This is a genomic window from Pseudomonas sp. FR229a, from assembly GCF_030209115.1.
GTDB classification, from domain to species: Bacteria; Pseudomonadota; Gammaproteobacteria; order Pseudomonadales; family Pseudomonadaceae; genus Aquipseudomonas; species Aquipseudomonas moraviensis_A.
The window spans coordinates 46,829-62,463 of record NZ_JARVSP010000032.1 but is presented as its reverse complement, the minus strand read 5'-3'; the positions used below and the strand labels follow the sequence as shown (position 1 = coordinate 62,463).

General features: G+C 60.8%; 11 protein-coding genes and 2 pseudogenes. 12 read left to right on the top strand and 1 reads right to left on the bottom strand.

Annotated features, from left to right (window positions below; translation table 11 throughout):
* Positions 1-286: 286 nt before the first annotated feature.
* From QRN33_RS23770 to QRN33_RS23750, 5 genes are read left to right on the top strand one after another with little or no spacing between them, the layout of a single operon-like run.
* The gene (locus tag QRN33_RS23770) at positions 287-1,534 is read left to right on the top strand and encodes an MFS transporter (RefSeq protein WP_285410479.1); all 1,248 of its coding nucleotides are present in this window, start codon (positions 287-289) and stop codon (positions 1,532-1,534) included.
* A gap of 9 nt (positions 1,535-1,543) precedes the next feature.
* Positions 1,544-2,674: a LuxE/PaaK family acyltransferase gene (locus QRN33_RS23765; protein ID WP_285410478.1), complete on the top strand. Its 1,131-nt coding sequence runs from the start codon at positions 1,544-1,546 to the stop codon at positions 2,672-2,674.
* Between the two features lies 1 nt (position 2,675).
* A complete protein-coding gene (locus tag QRN33_RS23760) occupies positions 2,676-5,078 on the top strand; it encodes an acyl-CoA reductase (protein ID WP_285410477.1) in 2,403 nt (800 codons plus the stop codon).
* Positions 5,079-5,122: 44 nt separating this feature from the next.
* Entirely contained in the window at positions 5,123-6,433 is a 1,311-nt protein-coding gene (locus QRN33_RS23755) for a phenylacetate--CoA ligase family protein (RefSeq protein WP_285410476.1), read from the top strand.
* Positions 6,402-7,337, top strand: coding sequence for a GNAT family N-acetyltransferase (locus QRN33_RS23750; protein ID WP_285410474.1), 936 nt, complete (start codon positions 6,402-6,404; stop codon positions 7,335-7,337). Before QRN33_RS23755 ends, QRN33_RS23750 begins: the two co-directional genes overlap by 32 nt.
* A 45-nt stretch (positions 7,338-7,382) precedes the next feature.
* On the opposite strand, the gene QRN33_RS23745 is transcribed toward QRN33_RS23750, so the two are convergent.
* Positions 7,383-7,910: a hypothetical protein gene (locus QRN33_RS23745; protein WP_042609880.1), complete on the bottom strand. Its 528-nt coding sequence runs from the start codon at positions 7,908-7,910 to the stop codon at positions 7,383-7,385.
* Positions 7,911-8,260: 350 nt separating this feature from the next.
* Between QRN33_RS23745 and QRN33_RS26795 the strand changes: the two are divergent.
* The 7 genes and pseudogenes from QRN33_RS26795 to glgA form a co-directional block, all read left to right on the top strand.
* Positions 8,261-9,391, top strand: a pseudogene (locus tag QRN33_RS26795) (HAMP domain-containing protein); the annotation flags it as partial.
* 333 nt (positions 9,392-9,724) lie between these two features.
* Positions 9,725-10,252: pseudogene (locus tag QRN33_RS26790) on the top strand (methyl-accepting chemotaxis protein); the annotation flags it as partial.
* 214 nt (positions 10,253-10,466) lie between these two features.
* Positions 10,467-10,913: a DUF411 domain-containing protein gene (locus QRN33_RS23735; protein WP_042609878.1), complete on the top strand. Its 447-nt coding sequence runs from the start codon at positions 10,467-10,469 to the stop codon at positions 10,911-10,913.
* Positions 10,913-11,347 carry a YqaA family protein gene (locus tag QRN33_RS23730; RefSeq protein WP_285410467.1) on the top strand — a complete coding sequence of 145 codons (435 nt, stop codon included), beginning with the start codon at positions 10,913-10,915 and terminating at the stop codon, positions 11,345-11,347. The genes QRN33_RS23735 and QRN33_RS23730 overlap by 1 nt, the downstream gene beginning before the upstream one ends.
* An 86-nt stretch (positions 11,348-11,433) precedes the next feature.
* Positions 11,434-12,480 (top strand): alpha/beta fold hydrolase, encoded by a 1,047-nt coding sequence (locus tag QRN33_RS23725; protein ID WP_042609876.1) that lies wholly within the window; start codon positions 11,434-11,436, stop codon positions 12,478-12,480.
* A 12-nt stretch (positions 12,481-12,492) separates the two neighbouring features.
* Positions 12,493-13,446 carry a D-2-hydroxyacid dehydrogenase family protein gene (locus QRN33_RS23720; RefSeq protein ID WP_285410465.1) on the top strand — a complete coding sequence of 318 codons (954 nt, stop codon included), beginning with the start codon at positions 12,493-12,495 and terminating at the stop codon, positions 13,444-13,446.
* Between the two features lie 590 nt (positions 13,447-14,036).
* Positions 14,037-15,623: a glycogen synthase GlgA gene (gene glgA / locus QRN33_RS23715; protein WP_042609874.1), complete on the top strand. Its 1,587-nt coding sequence runs from the start codon at positions 14,037-14,039 to the stop codon at positions 15,621-15,623.
* Positions 15,624-15,635 lie beyond the last annotated feature (12 nt).

The following is a 15,635-nucleotide window of genomic DNA, read 5'->3' as shown; positions in this document are numbered from 1 at the left end:
GGGGCAAACGGGGATGCCATGTTACAGGCGCTGAAGATTTTTGGCTGCATGACCGCCCGACCTCAACGCACGGCCCGCCCGGCTGATCGACTGCAAACAATGCCCGCACTGTCGCGGGCATTGTTGTTTATGCCGTGTGGCCGCAGGTAAACATGTTATGTGCCGCGCCGATCAATTAAACATGTCGTAAGTTTTTGAAATCTGCTGACGCAGCAAACGCCTAGGTGCGCTGCGCGTCTGCGCCTAGGCTCTGCGAACTTCCTACAACCGATAAACAGGGACGTTCATGCAGAGAACACTTATAAACATCGGCCCCCGACAGGTAGCCGGTTTCTGTCTGGCGCTGACCGCTTTCGAACTGCTCACTTACATGGCCAGCGACGTGATCATGCCGGCGATGCTCGACGTCACAACCGAGCTCGGGGCGGACGCGCGGCATGTTCCCCATGCCTTCAATCTTTACCTGTTGGGTGGAGTCTGCCTGCAATGGTTACTCGGCCCGTTGTCCGATCAATTTGGCCGACGGCCACTGTTGTTGATCGGCAGCGCGCTGTTCGGCGTCTCGTGCGCGGCGGCTTTTTTAACTGCCAGCATTGAAGCTTTCAACCTGTTGCGCCTGTTGCAAGGCATGGGGCTGGGCTTCGTCGTCGCAGTCAGTTACCCGGCATTGCAGGAGGTATTCTGCGAAGCCGACGCCGTAAGACTCATGGCGCTGCTCGGCAATGTTGCCTTGTTGTCGCCCCTGCTCGGGCCGCTACTGGGAATCCTCTTGCTGGAATGGCTGAGCTGGCGGGAAATCTTTCTGCTCCTCGGCTGCGCAGCGGCGCTGGTATGGCTCGGCCTGTTGCTGTGGATGCCGGAAACCGTGGGCGTCGAGCGCCGCGATGGTCATCGAACTGCCCGCGTGCCCTTCTCCTGGCGACGCACTTCGCAACGCTACGCCGCGCTGCTCGGCAATCCGCGTTTTCTTTGCGCGAGCCTGGCGCTCGGCCTGATAAGTCTGCCGCTGATTGCCTGGATCGGCCTGGCGCCATTGCTGCTGGTGCGGGTTCTGCAACTGCCGCCATTGGAATATGGCCTGTGGCAGATCCCGGTGTTCTCGGCGGTCATCGCCGGCAATCTGATTCTCGACCGCTTGCTGCACACACATTCGTTGCCGCAATTGCTTCAATGGGCGCTCTGGCCGTTTTGTCTGGGCCTCGTGCTGTTGGCAGCGTGCGCGTTGCTCGGCGCGGGACTGGGTCCCGTGGTGGCGAGCCTGGCGTTGTACGCCGTCGGGCTGGGCATGAGCAATGCGGTGGTGTATCGCCTGGCGCTGTTTTCCAGTGATGACAGCAAAGGTCTGGTGTCAGCGCTGACCGGGATGATCTCGATTGCCGTGATGGGCCTCGGCGGCTCATTGATTGCCGCCATCGGTGGCGGCAGTCGTCTGGAATATTTCGCTCTCTGGGCCGCATTCGGCGGGCTGATGTGCCTGCCTTTGATGTACCGGCTCCTGCAAACCGCCACGCCTGATGTGGCCTCGCCTCAATAAGGAACATTGATGACTCACCTACCCTATGCCGACGCGCTGTGCGCGTTGCCGCGACCCTATTGCCCGGATTCAGCCCCGGCCGGTCTGTTCGATCGGGCGATGACTGAAATCAGCCGTTTTCACTGCGATCACACACCGGGTTACAGCCACTGGCTCAACGCCCATGGGCTGTCGCCACAAGACCTCGACAGCCGCGATGACTGGTCACGTCTGCCGCCGATTTTTGCCAGTTTCTTCAAACAGCACCTGCTGCTGAGCAGCACTGGCACAGACGCCCTCGAGCTGACGTCGTCGGGCACCAGCGGCCAGAAAAGCCGAATGCGCTATGACGAGCGCAGCCTGGCGCGGGCGCAATCGATGGTCGCGCACATATTCCTTCATTACCGCTGGGACACGCCGGACACGCCGTGCAACTACCTGCTGCTGAGCTACGAACCCGCAGGCCGCATTACCCTCGGCACTTCGTTCACCGATCAGTTTCTGTGTCGGTTCGCCCGGGCCAACCGGGTGGTCTACGCCTTGCGCAACACCGGTAGCGGCCACCAGTTCGATGTGTTCGGGGTGATCGCCGCGTTGCAATCATTCGCTGAAGAAGGTTTGCCGGTGCGGATCTTCGGCTTTCCGGCGTTTTTGTGGCAGACCCTGCAACGCATGCAGGACACTGGTGTGCAGGATCTGCAACTACCCGCCGGTTCGCTGGCCTTTTTCGGCGGTGGCTGGAAAACCCAGGCCGCGCAGGAAATTCCCAAACAGCAGCTCTACGCCCATATCCATCGACAACTGGGCATCGAGCCCGCCCGCTGCCGCGATGGTTACGGCGCTGTCGAGCACGCCGTGCCTTATATTGAATGCGCCCGTCACCGGTTTCATGTGCCGGTGTACTCCCGGGTGCTGATTCGCAACCCAGCGGATTTATCCCTGCTGCCCTACGGCCAACCAGGTCTGCTCGGCTTCGTCTCGCCCTATATCACCTCCAGTCCGGCTCACGCCGTGGTCATGAGCGACCTCGCCACGCTGCACCCGGGCGCAAGCTGCGGCTGCGGATTGACCGGCGACTGGTTCGAACTGCACGGCCGCGCCAGCACCTCGGCGGACAGAAGCTGCGCAATGGCCGCCGCCGAATTACTGGGGAGTCACTGATATGTATCTGATCAATGGACAGCTGCATCACACCTGCAGCCTCGAGCATGCGCTGGAAGATCTGCAACGGCAGTTGCCGCAACGCCTGGCGACGGCACTCGACAGCAACACCGTCATCAAGGCCGTTGCCGGGTTTGCAGAACATCTGCGTAACACCGCCACGGACCTGCCCCTCGACAGCGAACAGCGGCAAGCCCTGATCGATTTCTGCCAACCCGACGCGTTGCAGCACAAACGCCGGCGCGAACTCGGCGTCGATGCCGATTCCCTGCGCCGTATCGATTATCGTCAGCCACGCTTCGAAGCCTGGCGCCCGCTCGGGCTGGTGGTGCACATCACCCCCGCCAATGCGCCGCTGCTGGCGTTCTGCGCGGTGGTTGAAAGTCTGCTCGCCGGCAACGTCAACTGGTTGCGCCCCAGCCGCAGCGATCAGGGCCTGACGGCACGCCTGCTCTGCGCCTTGGCGAACTGCGACGCAGGCGGGCAACTGGCCGGATACGTGGCGGTGATCCCGGCCGAGACCGGGCAGATCGGCCAACTGTGCAAGTACGCCAACGGCGTCGCGGCATGGGGTGGTGACGCGGCCCTGCAGGCCATTCGGCAACAACTGGCGCCGGGTTGCCGCTGGATCGATTGGGGCCATCGCATCAGTTTCGTGTACCTGACGCCCGAAGCCGCCACGCCGCAGACGCTTGAAGCGGTGGCCGATGAAGTCTGCCGACTGGATCAGCAGGCCTGCTCGAGCCCGCAATGGCTGCTGGTGGACAGCGATGATCCGCAGATTGTGCGCGGCATCGGTGAACAGTTGGCGCAAGCCTTCGAGCGTCGCCACGCGAACTGGCCCGCACTGGCGCCGACACTTCAGGAAGCTTCACAAATCACCACGCACCTGCAAATGGCCCGGCTCGGCCAGAGTTTCGCCGAACACACCGGGCAGGTTTGGGCCGGCGCGGGCTGGCGAGTGATCTGGCGCCACGACCGGCAACTCGCGCCGTCGCCGCTGTTTCGCAGTGTCTTGCTGCACCCGGTGCCGAAGGCTCTGCTGAGCGCGACGCTGTTGCCCTGGCGCAACGTGCTGCAAAGCTGTGCGCTGGTGTGTGCGCCGGCATCCATCGCCGGGCTGACCCATGCGCTGATCGGTGCCGGCGTTACGCGTATCGCACCGATCAGCAGCATTCACGACGGTTACCAAGGCGAACCCCATGACGGTGTCTATGCGCTGCAACGGCTGAGTCGTCGGGTATCGGTGAGTCTGGCGGCCACGCAATTGCCAAGACAGGCCCGTCTCGATGTAGCGCCATTGCCGGCGAAGTCGTGCGCTCCGATCATGGACAAAGCGGCCTTCATCGCCCAACCCATCAATGCTCAGGCGCAGTTGTATTTTCGTTCCGGCGGCACCAACGGCACCCCTGCGCTGGCTGGCTACAGTTATCGCGATTTCGATCGTCAGATGCGCGCAACGGCTGACGGCCTGTTCGCCGCCGGCCTCGATCCGGCGCGGGATCGGGTCATGAACCTGTTCTACTGTGGCGGGCTGTACGCCGGCTTTCTGAGCCTCAACAAAGCGCTGGAATGCCTGCAGGTGACGCAACTTCCCATGGCCGCCCCGGCCGACCAAGACTATCGGGAAATTGCCCAATTGATCATCGAACAGCGGGTCAATGTGCTGGTTGGCATGCCCAGCACGCTGCATCGCCTGTTCCTCAACGAGCAGGAGCGTCTGCGCGCTTATGGCGGGGTCGAAAAGGTCTTCATGGGTGGCGAGCACCTCAGCGAGCAGAACCGTGAATTGCTCCGCAGTTGTGGCGTCGTGCTCATTCGCTCGGCGATCTACGGCAGCGTCGATGCCGGCCCGCTTGGCCATGCGTGCCAGGCTTCAGCGGACGGGGTGTTCCATTTGATGAATGATATCCAGCAGCTGGAAGTCGTCGCGTTCGATGAGGATGTAACGATCGTCGATGATCAAGTCGGCCGGCTGGTGGTGACCTCGCTCGCCCGCGACGGCGGCCAGCGCGTTGAGCGTTATGAGCTTGGCGACACCGGGCGCTGGCTGCCGGGCGTTTGCGGCTGCGGACTGCAGTCGCCGCGCTTCGAACTGCTGCAACGCCACGGCACGCTGCTGCGTATCGGCACTTACTTTATCTCTCTGAGCGAACTGGCGACACGACTGCAAGTCCCGTTTCAGTTGCGTCTGGACCACAGCGCCGAGGGCATCGAGCGGCTGCAAGTGCACAGCGAACTTGCAGCCGACGCGGTCAGGGCACGGCTCGCCAATAATTCGACCCTGATGAGCGCCGTCGACACCGGAGTACTGGTTCTGCACATAGAACAATGCTCGCCCGTGGCTTTCATTCAGAACAAATACAGCGGCAAGACGCCGTTGGTCATTGACTCTCGCCGCTGACGTTCGAACGTGAGCTGGCTTATTCGAAACAAGAAGAAGACATCGTGAAAAAAAACCACCCGATTGGCGAATTGATGGGCTTTGTCCGTCAGCATTCGCCCTACTACAAGAACTGTCTCGCCGAGGTTCCAGAGGCGCTCAACCGACTGAGTGAATGGCCTGTGCTCGATCCTGCAGGATTCTGGACTGGCAGCGAGAACCTTGATGAATGGGCAGTCTTGACTGCCCCCGTACGGGCTGCGCTGGTCTTCAAGACCGGCGGGTCAACCGGTGGCGGCCGACTGTCGGTCTATACGCGCGCTGAATGGCAACGCACGGCCGAGGACTTCGGCCGCAGTCTCAGCGCGCAATTCAACCCCGGCGACCGAGTAGCCAATCTGTTTTTCGCCGGCGACCTCTATGCCAGTTTCCTGTTTATCCACGATTCCCTGGCCCAAGTTACACCGGCTGTCACCGAGTTTCCGTTTACCGGTGACGTTGACCCGGCGAGGCTGGCCGATGCCATCGGGCAACACCGGATCAACGTGCTGGCCGGCCCGCCCGCGCAGCTATTGAGCTTTGCCGGCTGGCTCAAGCAACACAACCGGGCATTGCCGTTGATTGACAGCGTGCTGTACGGCGGGGAGAGCCTGTTCGCCTCGCAACGGCAACTGCTCCGGCAAGTGCTGCCCAACGCGCGCATTGCCTCCATTGGCTACGCCAGCGTCGACGGTGGATTTATCGGTGCCAGCCACCGTGACTGCATGGAGGGCGAACACCGCACGCCTGACGGCCACGTCCTGCTGGAGATCATCGACCCGCACACAGGGGCACGGATCGAGGACTGCGACAAAACCGGTGTGCTGGTATTGACCAACCTCCATCGCCGTTTGATGCCGCTGATCCGCTATCCCGTGGGTGACCTGGCGTGCTGGCGCGAACCGGAGGGCACGGCGCAACGCAAATTCGCGCTGAGGGGCCGCAGCTGTAGCAGCCAGCGCGTGCGGGTCGGGATCCTGTCGCTGATGACAGATGAAATCAGCGACACCGTGAGGTGCACGACTGGCAGCGACGATTGGCAATTGGTGATTGAACAGGCAGACGACAGGGATGTGCTGACGTTGAAATACGTGGCGAACGAACGATCCGCCGGCATCGACGTGACACTCGAGGCTCGTTTGATCGGACTTTACCCGCAGATAACCCCACTGCGAGACGCTCGACTGCTGGAGCTGCGTATCCACAGCTGCGGCTACGAGGATCTCGTGCGCCATCCTCGCGCAGGTAAAAGCCTGCGAATCGTCGATCATCGCTGCTATGACCAACATGACAGGGAGGTGCGCGATGGAACCGTTGATCCTGCGCAATTACCGTGAGAGCGACGCCACGGCCGTCAGCGAGCTGTTTCGCGAGGTGTACGGCGATCATTACGTACAAAGCGATGTGTATCTGCCCTGCCTGATCAGTCAGAACCATGCCAAAAAACGCTGGCACTCACTGGTGGCGGTCGAGGGTGAACGGATTCGCGGCCATGCCACCTTGTACAGGCAAAGCGAAACCTCCCACGACGCTGAACTGGCGTTGAGCGCCGTCCATCCTGACACTCGCTGTCAGAACATCGCGACACGCCTGGGCGAGCAACTGCTGACTCATGCGCAGGCTTTGGGCTGTCGCAGCGTGTCGATCAAACAGGTGACCCATCACCCTTACAGCCAGCGCATGGCGCTGAGTCTGGGATTCCATAACACCGGCCTGTTGCCTGACTTTGTCCGCTCGCCTTTCGGCAGCAAGAAACCGGAGTCGATCGTACTGGGGGTCCGCGCCATCGACGGCTATCAGCGGCCGCTGCCGGAGCAGGCGTGGCCAGCCAGTTGTCGTGCATTCATGGAGCATCTGATGGCTGTGTTCGGTGCCGGCGCCAGCGCAGGGCGCTGGCGCGGAGGCGCGTTTCAGGTTGAGCAGCACGGCAGTCGCCATGAAATGTTGCTGGAAAAACTCGACCCGGAACTGCTGAACCAATTGAGAACGCTGCCCAGGCACTGGCTGATTTCGATCCGTCTGCAACTGTCCCGACAGTTCGCCGTGGATCTGCACAGCCTGAGCGCCATCGGTTTTGCCTTTACCGGTCTGGCGCCGGCGCAAGATAACCAGGGCGGCTGGCTGGCGTTGTTTCATCGCGGCTACCGCCCGCGCAAACTGGACTTGCATTGCCCGCACATGCAAGCACTGCATGATCAGACGCAACGGCAAATCACGGGCCGTGATTTACCGCGGGTGTGATCGTGCGCTGGTGAACCGGCATGAGCCTGCTCATTGCGGGCGGGCTTATGCCTTGGCTTTGATGCCCTTGTCGGACGGCACGGCAGCATTGCCTTCGCCGTACGTCTTGAGGTTCTGCAGGACGTAAATGGCTTTTTTGAATTCGGGAATCAGGCTCTTGCCGTAATAGTTGCCGTTCAGACTGTTGGTCTGGATGGCATCGAGCTGCGTGGCGAAATACTCCAGAGCATTGAACTTGGCCTCCGGGTCTTTCTGCACACCGAAACGATCGAACTTGTCGCCAGCATTGAGCAAGGTGATCGAAGTGATCTCGGAGATCAGGCCACGCCCGCGCAGGAATTCGCTGAGGTTACCCAACTGCTTGACGGACACGTTGGCCGGGTCGAATCCCTTGATCTGCTTGCGCAGACCCTGTTTGTCCATCTCCGCGACGTTCAGCGCGTTCGGGTCGTTACCGACCAGCGTCAGCATCTGCTGCACTTTGACGCTCTGCGAAACCTGCTTTTTGGCGCCGGTGTCGCGGACCATAACGCCCGCCTTGCTTTCCCAGGCGCCGGTATAACCGATTGTCATGCGAGAATTCCTTGTGCGATGAGCATGAAATGTCCTTGTACCAGCCATTCGAATGCGCGCAAGTATCGGCCGGCAACATGACAGTACCAACCTTTTTGTGTGCTTTTTTACAACTTTCGTACATTCCCGATACAAAGCGGACTACCAGCAAACGTTGCGTTAGAGCGGTCACGGGGATGCAACAAATGTCGTGCGCCGTGGTTGTGTACCCAAGCTGATACCAACCGGTCATCGCCCCGGGTGGTTTCGGCGGGCGAGCAGCTAAAGCTTCCGCCCGAAACGACGATACGCTGTGAACCCCGCCCTGTTTTGTTCCTCTCCGCCAACAACGCCGCTCAAGGATCAGTTCCATGCCCGCACTGCGCACTATTCAGGCTCGCTACACGCTGTTTCTGGTTCTGTTTATCCTGTTGTTGTCAGTGCTGACCGTGGTCGGCATCAGTCAATTGGTGGCGCCTACCCTGCGCGATACCGAAGAGAAGGTCGTGCTCAACCGCATCGCCGAGGTCGCCGTGCAGATCCAGGGCGAACTGAACAAGGTACAGGCGCAGCAACGCAGCATTACCCAGACCATCCCGCTGCTCGACAGCGCCGCCATCGACACGGTGTTGCCGGGCCTGGTGGATCAGTACGGCGAGCTGAAAGTCTTCGGCGGCGGCATCTGGCCTTTGCCGGGCCAGCGTGAAGCCGGGCGCAACAAATTCAGTACCTTCTGGCACCGCGACGCCTCGGGCCAGCTGACGGTCAACACCTTCTGGAACAGCGACGCCGCACCGAACTACTACGACCAGAGCTGGCACAAGGGCGGCATGGCCACCCCGCGCGGCCAATGCGCCTGGGCCGCCGCCTATAAAGATGACGCCAGTGCCGAGCCGCGCACCAACTGCGCCATGGCCATCTACAAGAACGGCAGTGCCTGGGGCGTTTCGACCATCGACGTGACGCTGGGCTTCTTCAACGATCTGGTGGCGCGCAAGGAAAAAGACCTCAACGCCGAGATGCTCATCGTCGAGGCTGACGGCAAGATCATCAGCAACAGCTCGCGCATCAGCGGCCCGATCGTGTTGAAGAACATCAGCGAACTGGCGGCCAGCTCGACTTTCGTCAATCAGATCAAGACCGGCTTGCAGAATCGGGATAAAGCGCAACGTGTCGAGTTCGATAACAACGGTGAAGACGCTACATTTTTCATGCGCCCTATCGAGGGCACACCGTGGTTCCTCGCCACCGCCCTGCCGACCAAAATGCTCACTGCCCAGCGCGACGACGTGCTCCACAGCTTGAGCCTGATCCAGATTCCGCTGGTGATCCTGCTGGTGCTGTTGCAGGTTTACGCGATTCGTAAACTGGTGCAGCGCATGAAGGCGCTGAAGGCCAACATCGATTCGCTGTCCAGCGGCGACGCAGACCTGACCCGCCGCATCACCATTCGCGCTGAAGACGAACTGGGTGCCATCGGCCATTCGGTCAACACCTTCATCGCCTATTTGCAGAACATGATCGGCGAAGTCACCCAGGCCACCGGCGCCATGGCTTCGAGCCTCGACAATCTGCAACGCACTTCGGCGCACACCAGCCAGATCCTGCTGCGTCACGCCTCGGAAACCGACCAGACTGTCACCGCGATCACCGAAATGAGCTCGACCGCCGAAAGCGTCGCGCAGAATGCCGCTGAAACCGCTGCGTTCACTCAACGTGCCAACGAGAACGCCGATCGCTCGCGCGTCGTGGTCGGTGAAGCGACCAACAGCGTAGTCGCGCTGATCGACGAAGTCGCCAGCGCTACACACAAAGTTGAAAACATGCAGCAGGACGCCCAGCGCATCACCGAAATCCTCGGCGTGATCGGCGCGATTGCCGGGCAGACCAACCTGCTCGCCCTCAACGCGGCCATTGAAGCGGCGCGTGCCGGTGAACAGGGTCGTGGCTTTGCGGTGGTAGCGGATGAAGTCCGTGCGCTCGCCGCCCGAACCCAGGCCAGCACCTCGGAAATCAACGAGATGCTGACCCGCCTGACCCAAGGCGTGAGCTCTTCGGTTAGCGCCATGGAAAACACCCAGGCCAGCTGTCAGTCCGCCGCTGACGCCACGGCTCGAGTCAACTCCGGGCTGGACGAAATGGCCGGTTCGGTCAGCCACATCAACAGCCTCAGCACCCAGATCGCCACCGCCGCCGAACAGCAAAGCGCAGTGACCGAAGAGATCAATCGCAGCATGGTGCAGATCCGCCACATGGTCGATGAACTGGTGCAGAGCGGCCAGGCCAGCGAGCTGAATACCCGGCAATTGCTGGAAGCCAACAGCCGCGTGAGTGCGATCATGGGACGCTTCAAGGTTATTTAAAGCCAACCGCAATACCTGTAGGAGTGAGCCTGCTCGCGATGGCGATTTGTCGGCCAAGAACTTTGTCGACTGGGATACCGCCATCGCGAGCAGGCTCACTCCTACACTGGTTAGCGTGTCTTGTAGCAACTGGAAACACTCAGTTGATGCCGGGGCGAAAAAACCGGTCAAAATGGGTTCTTTTTGACCGCCACCCGAGTCGAGAGCCCTTTCCATGCGAAGCCAACTGCGTCTGCTCGCCCTGAGCACCCTGTTCATCTCCTCCCTGGCGCAAGCCGCCGAATTGATCCCGATCGAAGTGCACCGCGATGCCAATTGCGGCTGCTGCAAAAAGTGGATCAGCCATCTCGAAGCCAATGGCTTCAAAGTCCAGGATCACGTCGAAAGCGACATGAGCCGCTTCAAACAGCAGCACGGCGTACCACCGCGTCTGGCGTCCTGTCACACGGCAATCATCAACGGCAAATTCGTCGAAGGTCATGTACCGGCCGATCAGGTGCTCGCGTTGAGCAAGCGCGACGATCTGCTCGGGGTTGCCGCGCCGGGCATGCCAATGGGCTCGCCGGGGATGGAAATGGATGGCATGAGTGACGCATACCAGGTCATCGGCCTGAAAAAGGACGGCGCTGATGTGGTGGTGGCGGACTACCCGGCCCGTTGATGGGGGCGGCTTACTTCGGCCTGTTCTTTGCGGCGTTTGGGGCGGCGACATTGCTGCCATTGCAGTCCGAGGCATTGCTGGTCGGGCTGATCGTCAGCGAGCGCTATTGGCTGTGGGGCCTGCTCGGGGTGGCGACGCTGGGCAATGTACTCGGTTCGCTGGTCAACTGGTGGCTGGGCCGTGGCATCGAGCGCTATCAGGATCGGCGCTGGTTTCCGGTCAGCCCTCGACACATGGCCAAGGCGCGCAAACATTACGAACGCTACGGGCACTGGTCGCTGCTGCTCAGTTGGCTGCCGGTGATCGGCGATCCGCTGACCTTGATTGCCGGCGTCATGCGCGAACCACTCGGGCGTTTTTTGTTGATCGTCACGCTGGCCAAAGGCGCGCGTTATGGCGTGCTGGCTTTGCTCACGCTGGGCTGGCTCGGTTGAACCAACCCTGCGTGTGATTGCCTTTGTTTAACGTCGGCGTAATCCCGGCCTTTCACAGTCGGCCAATTTTCAAGGAGTTTGTGCTTATGTCCGTCACGCTTTCCCGCTGGCTGCCCGGCCTCGTCCTCAGCGCTGCGTTGCCGCTAATGGCGCACGCCGCCACTGAAACCGCCCCTGCCGAAGGGCCGGCCTACGGCCCGGAACTCCAGGGTTTCCAGTATCCCTACACGCTTAAACACTTCGCCTTCGAATCCCAGGGCCAGAAACTGCAAATGGGCTACATGGACATCGCCGCCAATGGCAAGGCCAACGGTCGCACCGTGGTGCTGATGCACGGCAAGAATTTCTGCGCGGCGACCTGGGACAGTTCGATCAAGGCCTTGAGCGATGCCGGTTACCGCGTGATTGCGCCGGATCAGATCGGTTTCTGCACCTCCAGCAAACCTGAGCACTATCAATACAGCTTCCAGCAACTGGCCACCAACACCCAGCAATTGCTCAAAGCGCTGGGCATCCAGAAAGCCACTCTGCTCGGCCACTCCACCGGCGGCATGCTCGCCACCCGTTATGCGCTGCTGTTCCCTGAACAGGTCGATCAACTGGCGATGGTCAACCCGATCGGCCTGGAAGACTGGAAAGCCCTCGGCGTTCCGTATCGCACCGTCGATCAGTGGTACCAGCGCGAGTTGAAGGTCACGGCCAAGGGCATTCGCGACTATGAGCGCACCACTTATTACGATGGCCGCTGGAAGCCCGAATTCGATCGTTGGGTCGACATGCTCGCCGGCCTGAGCAAAGGCCCGGGCAAGACCCAGGTCGCGTGGAACTCGGCGCTGATCTACGACATGATCTTCACCCAGCCGGTGTACTACGAGTTCAAGGACCTGAAGATGCCGACCCTGCTGCTGATCGGCACATCCGACACCACCGCAATCGGCAAGGACCTCGCGCCACCGGAAGTGAAAGCCAGAATCGGCCACTACGAGGTGCTGGGCAAAGAAGTCGCCAAGCTGATTCCACAGTCGACGCTGATTGAATTTCCGGGCATGGGCCACGCGCCGCAAATGGAAGAACCGGAAAAATTCCATCAGGCGCTGCTCGGCTGGCTGGGCAAGACTCCTTCCGTTCCTTGATGAGGTATGGCGATGACGGTGCAGATTGCAGTGATCGACGACTGGCAGGACGTGGCCCGCGATGTGGTCGACTGGTCAGTGCTCGACGGTATCGGTGAAGTAACCTTCGTGCACGATTACCCGGCCGACAACGCCACGCTGGCCGAGCGCTTGGGCAAGTATCAAGTGATCTGCGTGATGCGCGAACGCACGCGATTCGACGCCGATCTGCTTGGACGCTTGCCTGAATTGAAGTTGCTGGTCACCGGCGGCATGCGCAATGCCGCGCTGGACATGCCTGCCGCAGCGGCGTTGGGCATCAAGGTCTGCGGCACGGACAGCTACAAACACGCCGCGCCGGAGCTGACCTGGGCGCTGATCATGGCGGCCACCCGTGATCTGGTGAAGGAAGCCAGCGCCCTGCGCGCCGGCCAGTGGCAACAGGGTCTGGGCGGTGATCTGCATGGCAAGACCCTGGGCATTCTCGGCTTGGGCAGCATTGGCCAGCGGGTCGCGCAGTTCGGTCAGGTGTTCGGCATGCGGGTGATTGCCTGGAGCGAAAACCTCACCGCCGAACGCGCTGAACAGGCCGGCGTGACTTACGTCAGCAAGCAGCAACTGTTCGAACAGGCCGACGTACTGTCGGTGCATCTGGTGCTCAGCGAGCGCAGTCGCGGTCTGGTCGATGCCCAGGCACTGGAATGGATGAAACCGACTGCACTGCTGGTCAACACCGCGCGCGGGCCGATCGTCGATGAAGCCGCGCTGATCAAGGCGTTACAGAAGCGGCGCATCGCCGGGGCGGCGCTGGATGTTTTCGATCAGGAGCCTTTGCCGGCCCTGCACCCGTTTCGCACGCTGGACAACGTCCTCGCCACGCCGCATGTGGGCTATGTCAGCCGGCAGAACTATGAGCAGTTTTTCCGGCAGATGATCGAGGATATTCAGGGTTGGGCGGCGGGAGAGCCGCTCCGTCTGTTGAACTGATATCAGCTCCAAGCGCACCTGTGACTCGGCCGACGCCATCGCGAGCAAGCTCACTCCTACAATTTGAAATGCGTTCCCCTGTAAGAGTGAGCCTGCTCGCGATATCGTCCTCACTGCCCCAAAGAATCAAACTGACTGCACCAGAACAGTGCAGACACCCCATCCCCTAGCACAAAATCGTGACTACCCAGTCACCGTTTTAGCCCACTCCAGACGAAAAACATGCCCTTCGTCGGAGCATTCCCTCCGCTAAACCCTCACTTACATCCCGACACAACCGATTGTCGAACAATTTACCCATTTGCCCTTACCCGCTCTAGGATCTGGCCTAGACTGATTTTTCAGTGGTTAAACCACTCGGTCATACCGACGAAAAAAAGTCGAAACTTTTGCTTCACGCCACAGGTCATCAGAACAACTGGGCGAAAGCGACTGGTGTAATCCTTGCAACGGCCTCACCACCCATTCTGCTTGCGCGTGTTGGGTCAGCATTTGCTCACCGATGCGTGGCGCCTTTGCGCCCGGCCACAGGACTTGGCCACGTAACAGCTTGTTCGAGACAAGAATCAGATCACACACGGGAGATACATATGATCAGTGCGGCATTGGATATTCAGGGAGAGCGTGCTCACCAGTCGCTTGGAGAATCGAGCACCGTCAGTGTTCCCGGCAGCCGACAGATCAACGTACCCGGCACCAAAGCGCTTGCTCCGGTAGCAAGCCAGAACCCCAACAAGAAAAAAGTATTGTTCGTCACTTCCGAAATCGCCGATCTGGTCAAGACCGGCGGTCTCGGTGACGTCTCCGCTGCCCTGCCCCGGGCCATGGCCCACCTGCATGACGTGCGTGTGCTGATCCCTGGTTACCCGCAGGTGGTGCACAGCGAAAACCCGATTCACATCATCGGCGAACTGGGTGGCCACGCCGCACTGCCACCTTGCAAGATCGGGCGCATGGACATGCCCGATGGTCTGGTGATCTACGTGTTGATCTGCCCTGAACTCTATGAGCGTGAAGGTGGCCCATACGGCGCCAACAACGGCCGGGACTGGCCGGACAACCATATTCGCTTCGCCCGTCTGGGTCTGGCCGCTGCCGACATCGCCGCCAACCTCGCACAAATCCACTGGCGCCCGGATCTGGTGCACGCCCACGACTGGCCTGCTGGCCTCGCGCCCGCTTACATGCACTGGCGCGGGCAGCGCACGCCGACCCTGTTCACTATTCACAACCTTGCCTATCAGGGCGTGACCAGCCTCGGTTCCTGCCCGGAGCTTGGGATTCCCGCCCACGCACTGCAACAGGAAGGCATGGAGTTCTACGGCAAGATGTCGTTCCTCAAGGCCGGCATGGCCTATTCGAGCCACATCACCACCGTCAGCGCCACGTATGCCCAGGAAATCACCACCCCGGACTTCGGCTGCGGCCTCGACGGTTTCCTCGCTGCCAAGACTCAGCAAGGTCTGCTCAGCGGCATTCCTAACGGCATTGACGAGAGCTGGGACTCGGCGACTGACCCGCACCTGTTCGCCCCTTTTGCCATCGGCGACTGGGAAGGCAAAGCGGTCAATGCCGCCCACGTCCGTGAGCTGTTTGGCCTGCACGATTCCACCGGTCCACTGTTCGCCGTGGTCTCGCGTCTGGTCTATCAGAAAGGCCTCGACCTCACCGAAGCGGTGTCCGAGTTCATCGTGCAGAACGGTGGCCAGATCGCGATCATCGGTCGCGGCGAGCCGGAAGAAGAACAAGCCATGCGCGAATTGGCCCTGCGTTTCCCAGGCCAGATCGGCGTGCGCATCGGCTTCAATGAAACCGATGCCCGGCGCATGTTCGCCGGCAGCGATTTCCTCCTGATGCCATCGCGCTACGAGCCGTGCGGCCTGAGCCAGATGTACGCCCAGCGTTTCGGCTCGTTGCCGGTCGCGCGCAACACCGGCGGTCTGGCCGACACCATTGAAAACGGCGTCACCGGCTTCCTTTTCGATGAATCCACCGTTGATAGCTATAAAGAAGCCCTGAGCCGCGCGTTCAAGGTCTTTGCCTTCCCGGAACTGCTCAATGCCATGCGTTGCCGGGCCATGGCCGCACCGTTCAACTGGAGCAAAGCAGTTGAACCCTACGCCGAACTTTACGAACAACTGGTCGCCAAGGCGTTGGGTAAAGCCAGCCACAAATAACCAGGGAGTTGC

What these genes read in the sequence shown, in the direction of transcription:
- QRN33_RS23770 (WP_285410479.1), top strand. Translation starts at nt 287, where the DNA reads ATGCAGAGAACACTTATAAACATCGGCCCCCGACAGGTAGCCGGTTTC.
- QRN33_RS23765 (WP_285410478.1), top strand. Translation starts at nt 1,544, where the DNA reads ATGACTCACCTACCCTATGCCGACGCGCTGTGCGCGTTGCCGCGACCC.
- QRN33_RS23760 (WP_285410477.1), top strand. Translation starts at nt 2,676, where the DNA reads ATGTATCTGATCAATGGACAGCTGCATCACACCTGCAGCCTCGAGCAT.
- QRN33_RS23750 (WP_285410474.1), top strand. Translation starts at nt 6,402, where the DNA reads ATGGAACCGTTGATCCTGCGCAATTACCGTGAGAGCGACGCCACGGCC.
- QRN33_RS23745 (WP_042609880.1), bottom strand. Translation starts at nt 7,910, where the DNA reads ATGACAATCGGTTATACCGGCGCCTGGGAAAGCAAGGCGGGCGTTATG.
- QRN33_RS23735 (WP_042609878.1), top strand. Translation starts at nt 10,467, where the DNA reads ATGCGAAGCCAACTGCGTCTGCTCGCCCTGAGCACCCTGTTCATCTCC.
- QRN33_RS23730 (WP_285410467.1), top strand. Translation starts at nt 10,913, where the DNA reads ATGGGGGCGGCTTACTTCGGCCTGTTCTTTGCGGCGTTTGGGGCGGCG.
- QRN33_RS23725 (WP_042609876.1), top strand. Translation starts at nt 11,434, where the DNA reads ATGTCCGTCACGCTTTCCCGCTGGCTGCCCGGCCTCGTCCTCAGCGCT.
- QRN33_RS23720 (WP_285410465.1), top strand. Translation starts at nt 12,493, where the DNA reads ATGACGGTGCAGATTGCAGTGATCGACGACTGGCAGGACGTGGCCCGC.
- glgA (WP_042609874.1), top strand. Translation starts at nt 14,037, where the DNA reads ATGATCAGTGCGGCATTGGATATTCAGGGAGAGCGTGCTCACCAGTCG.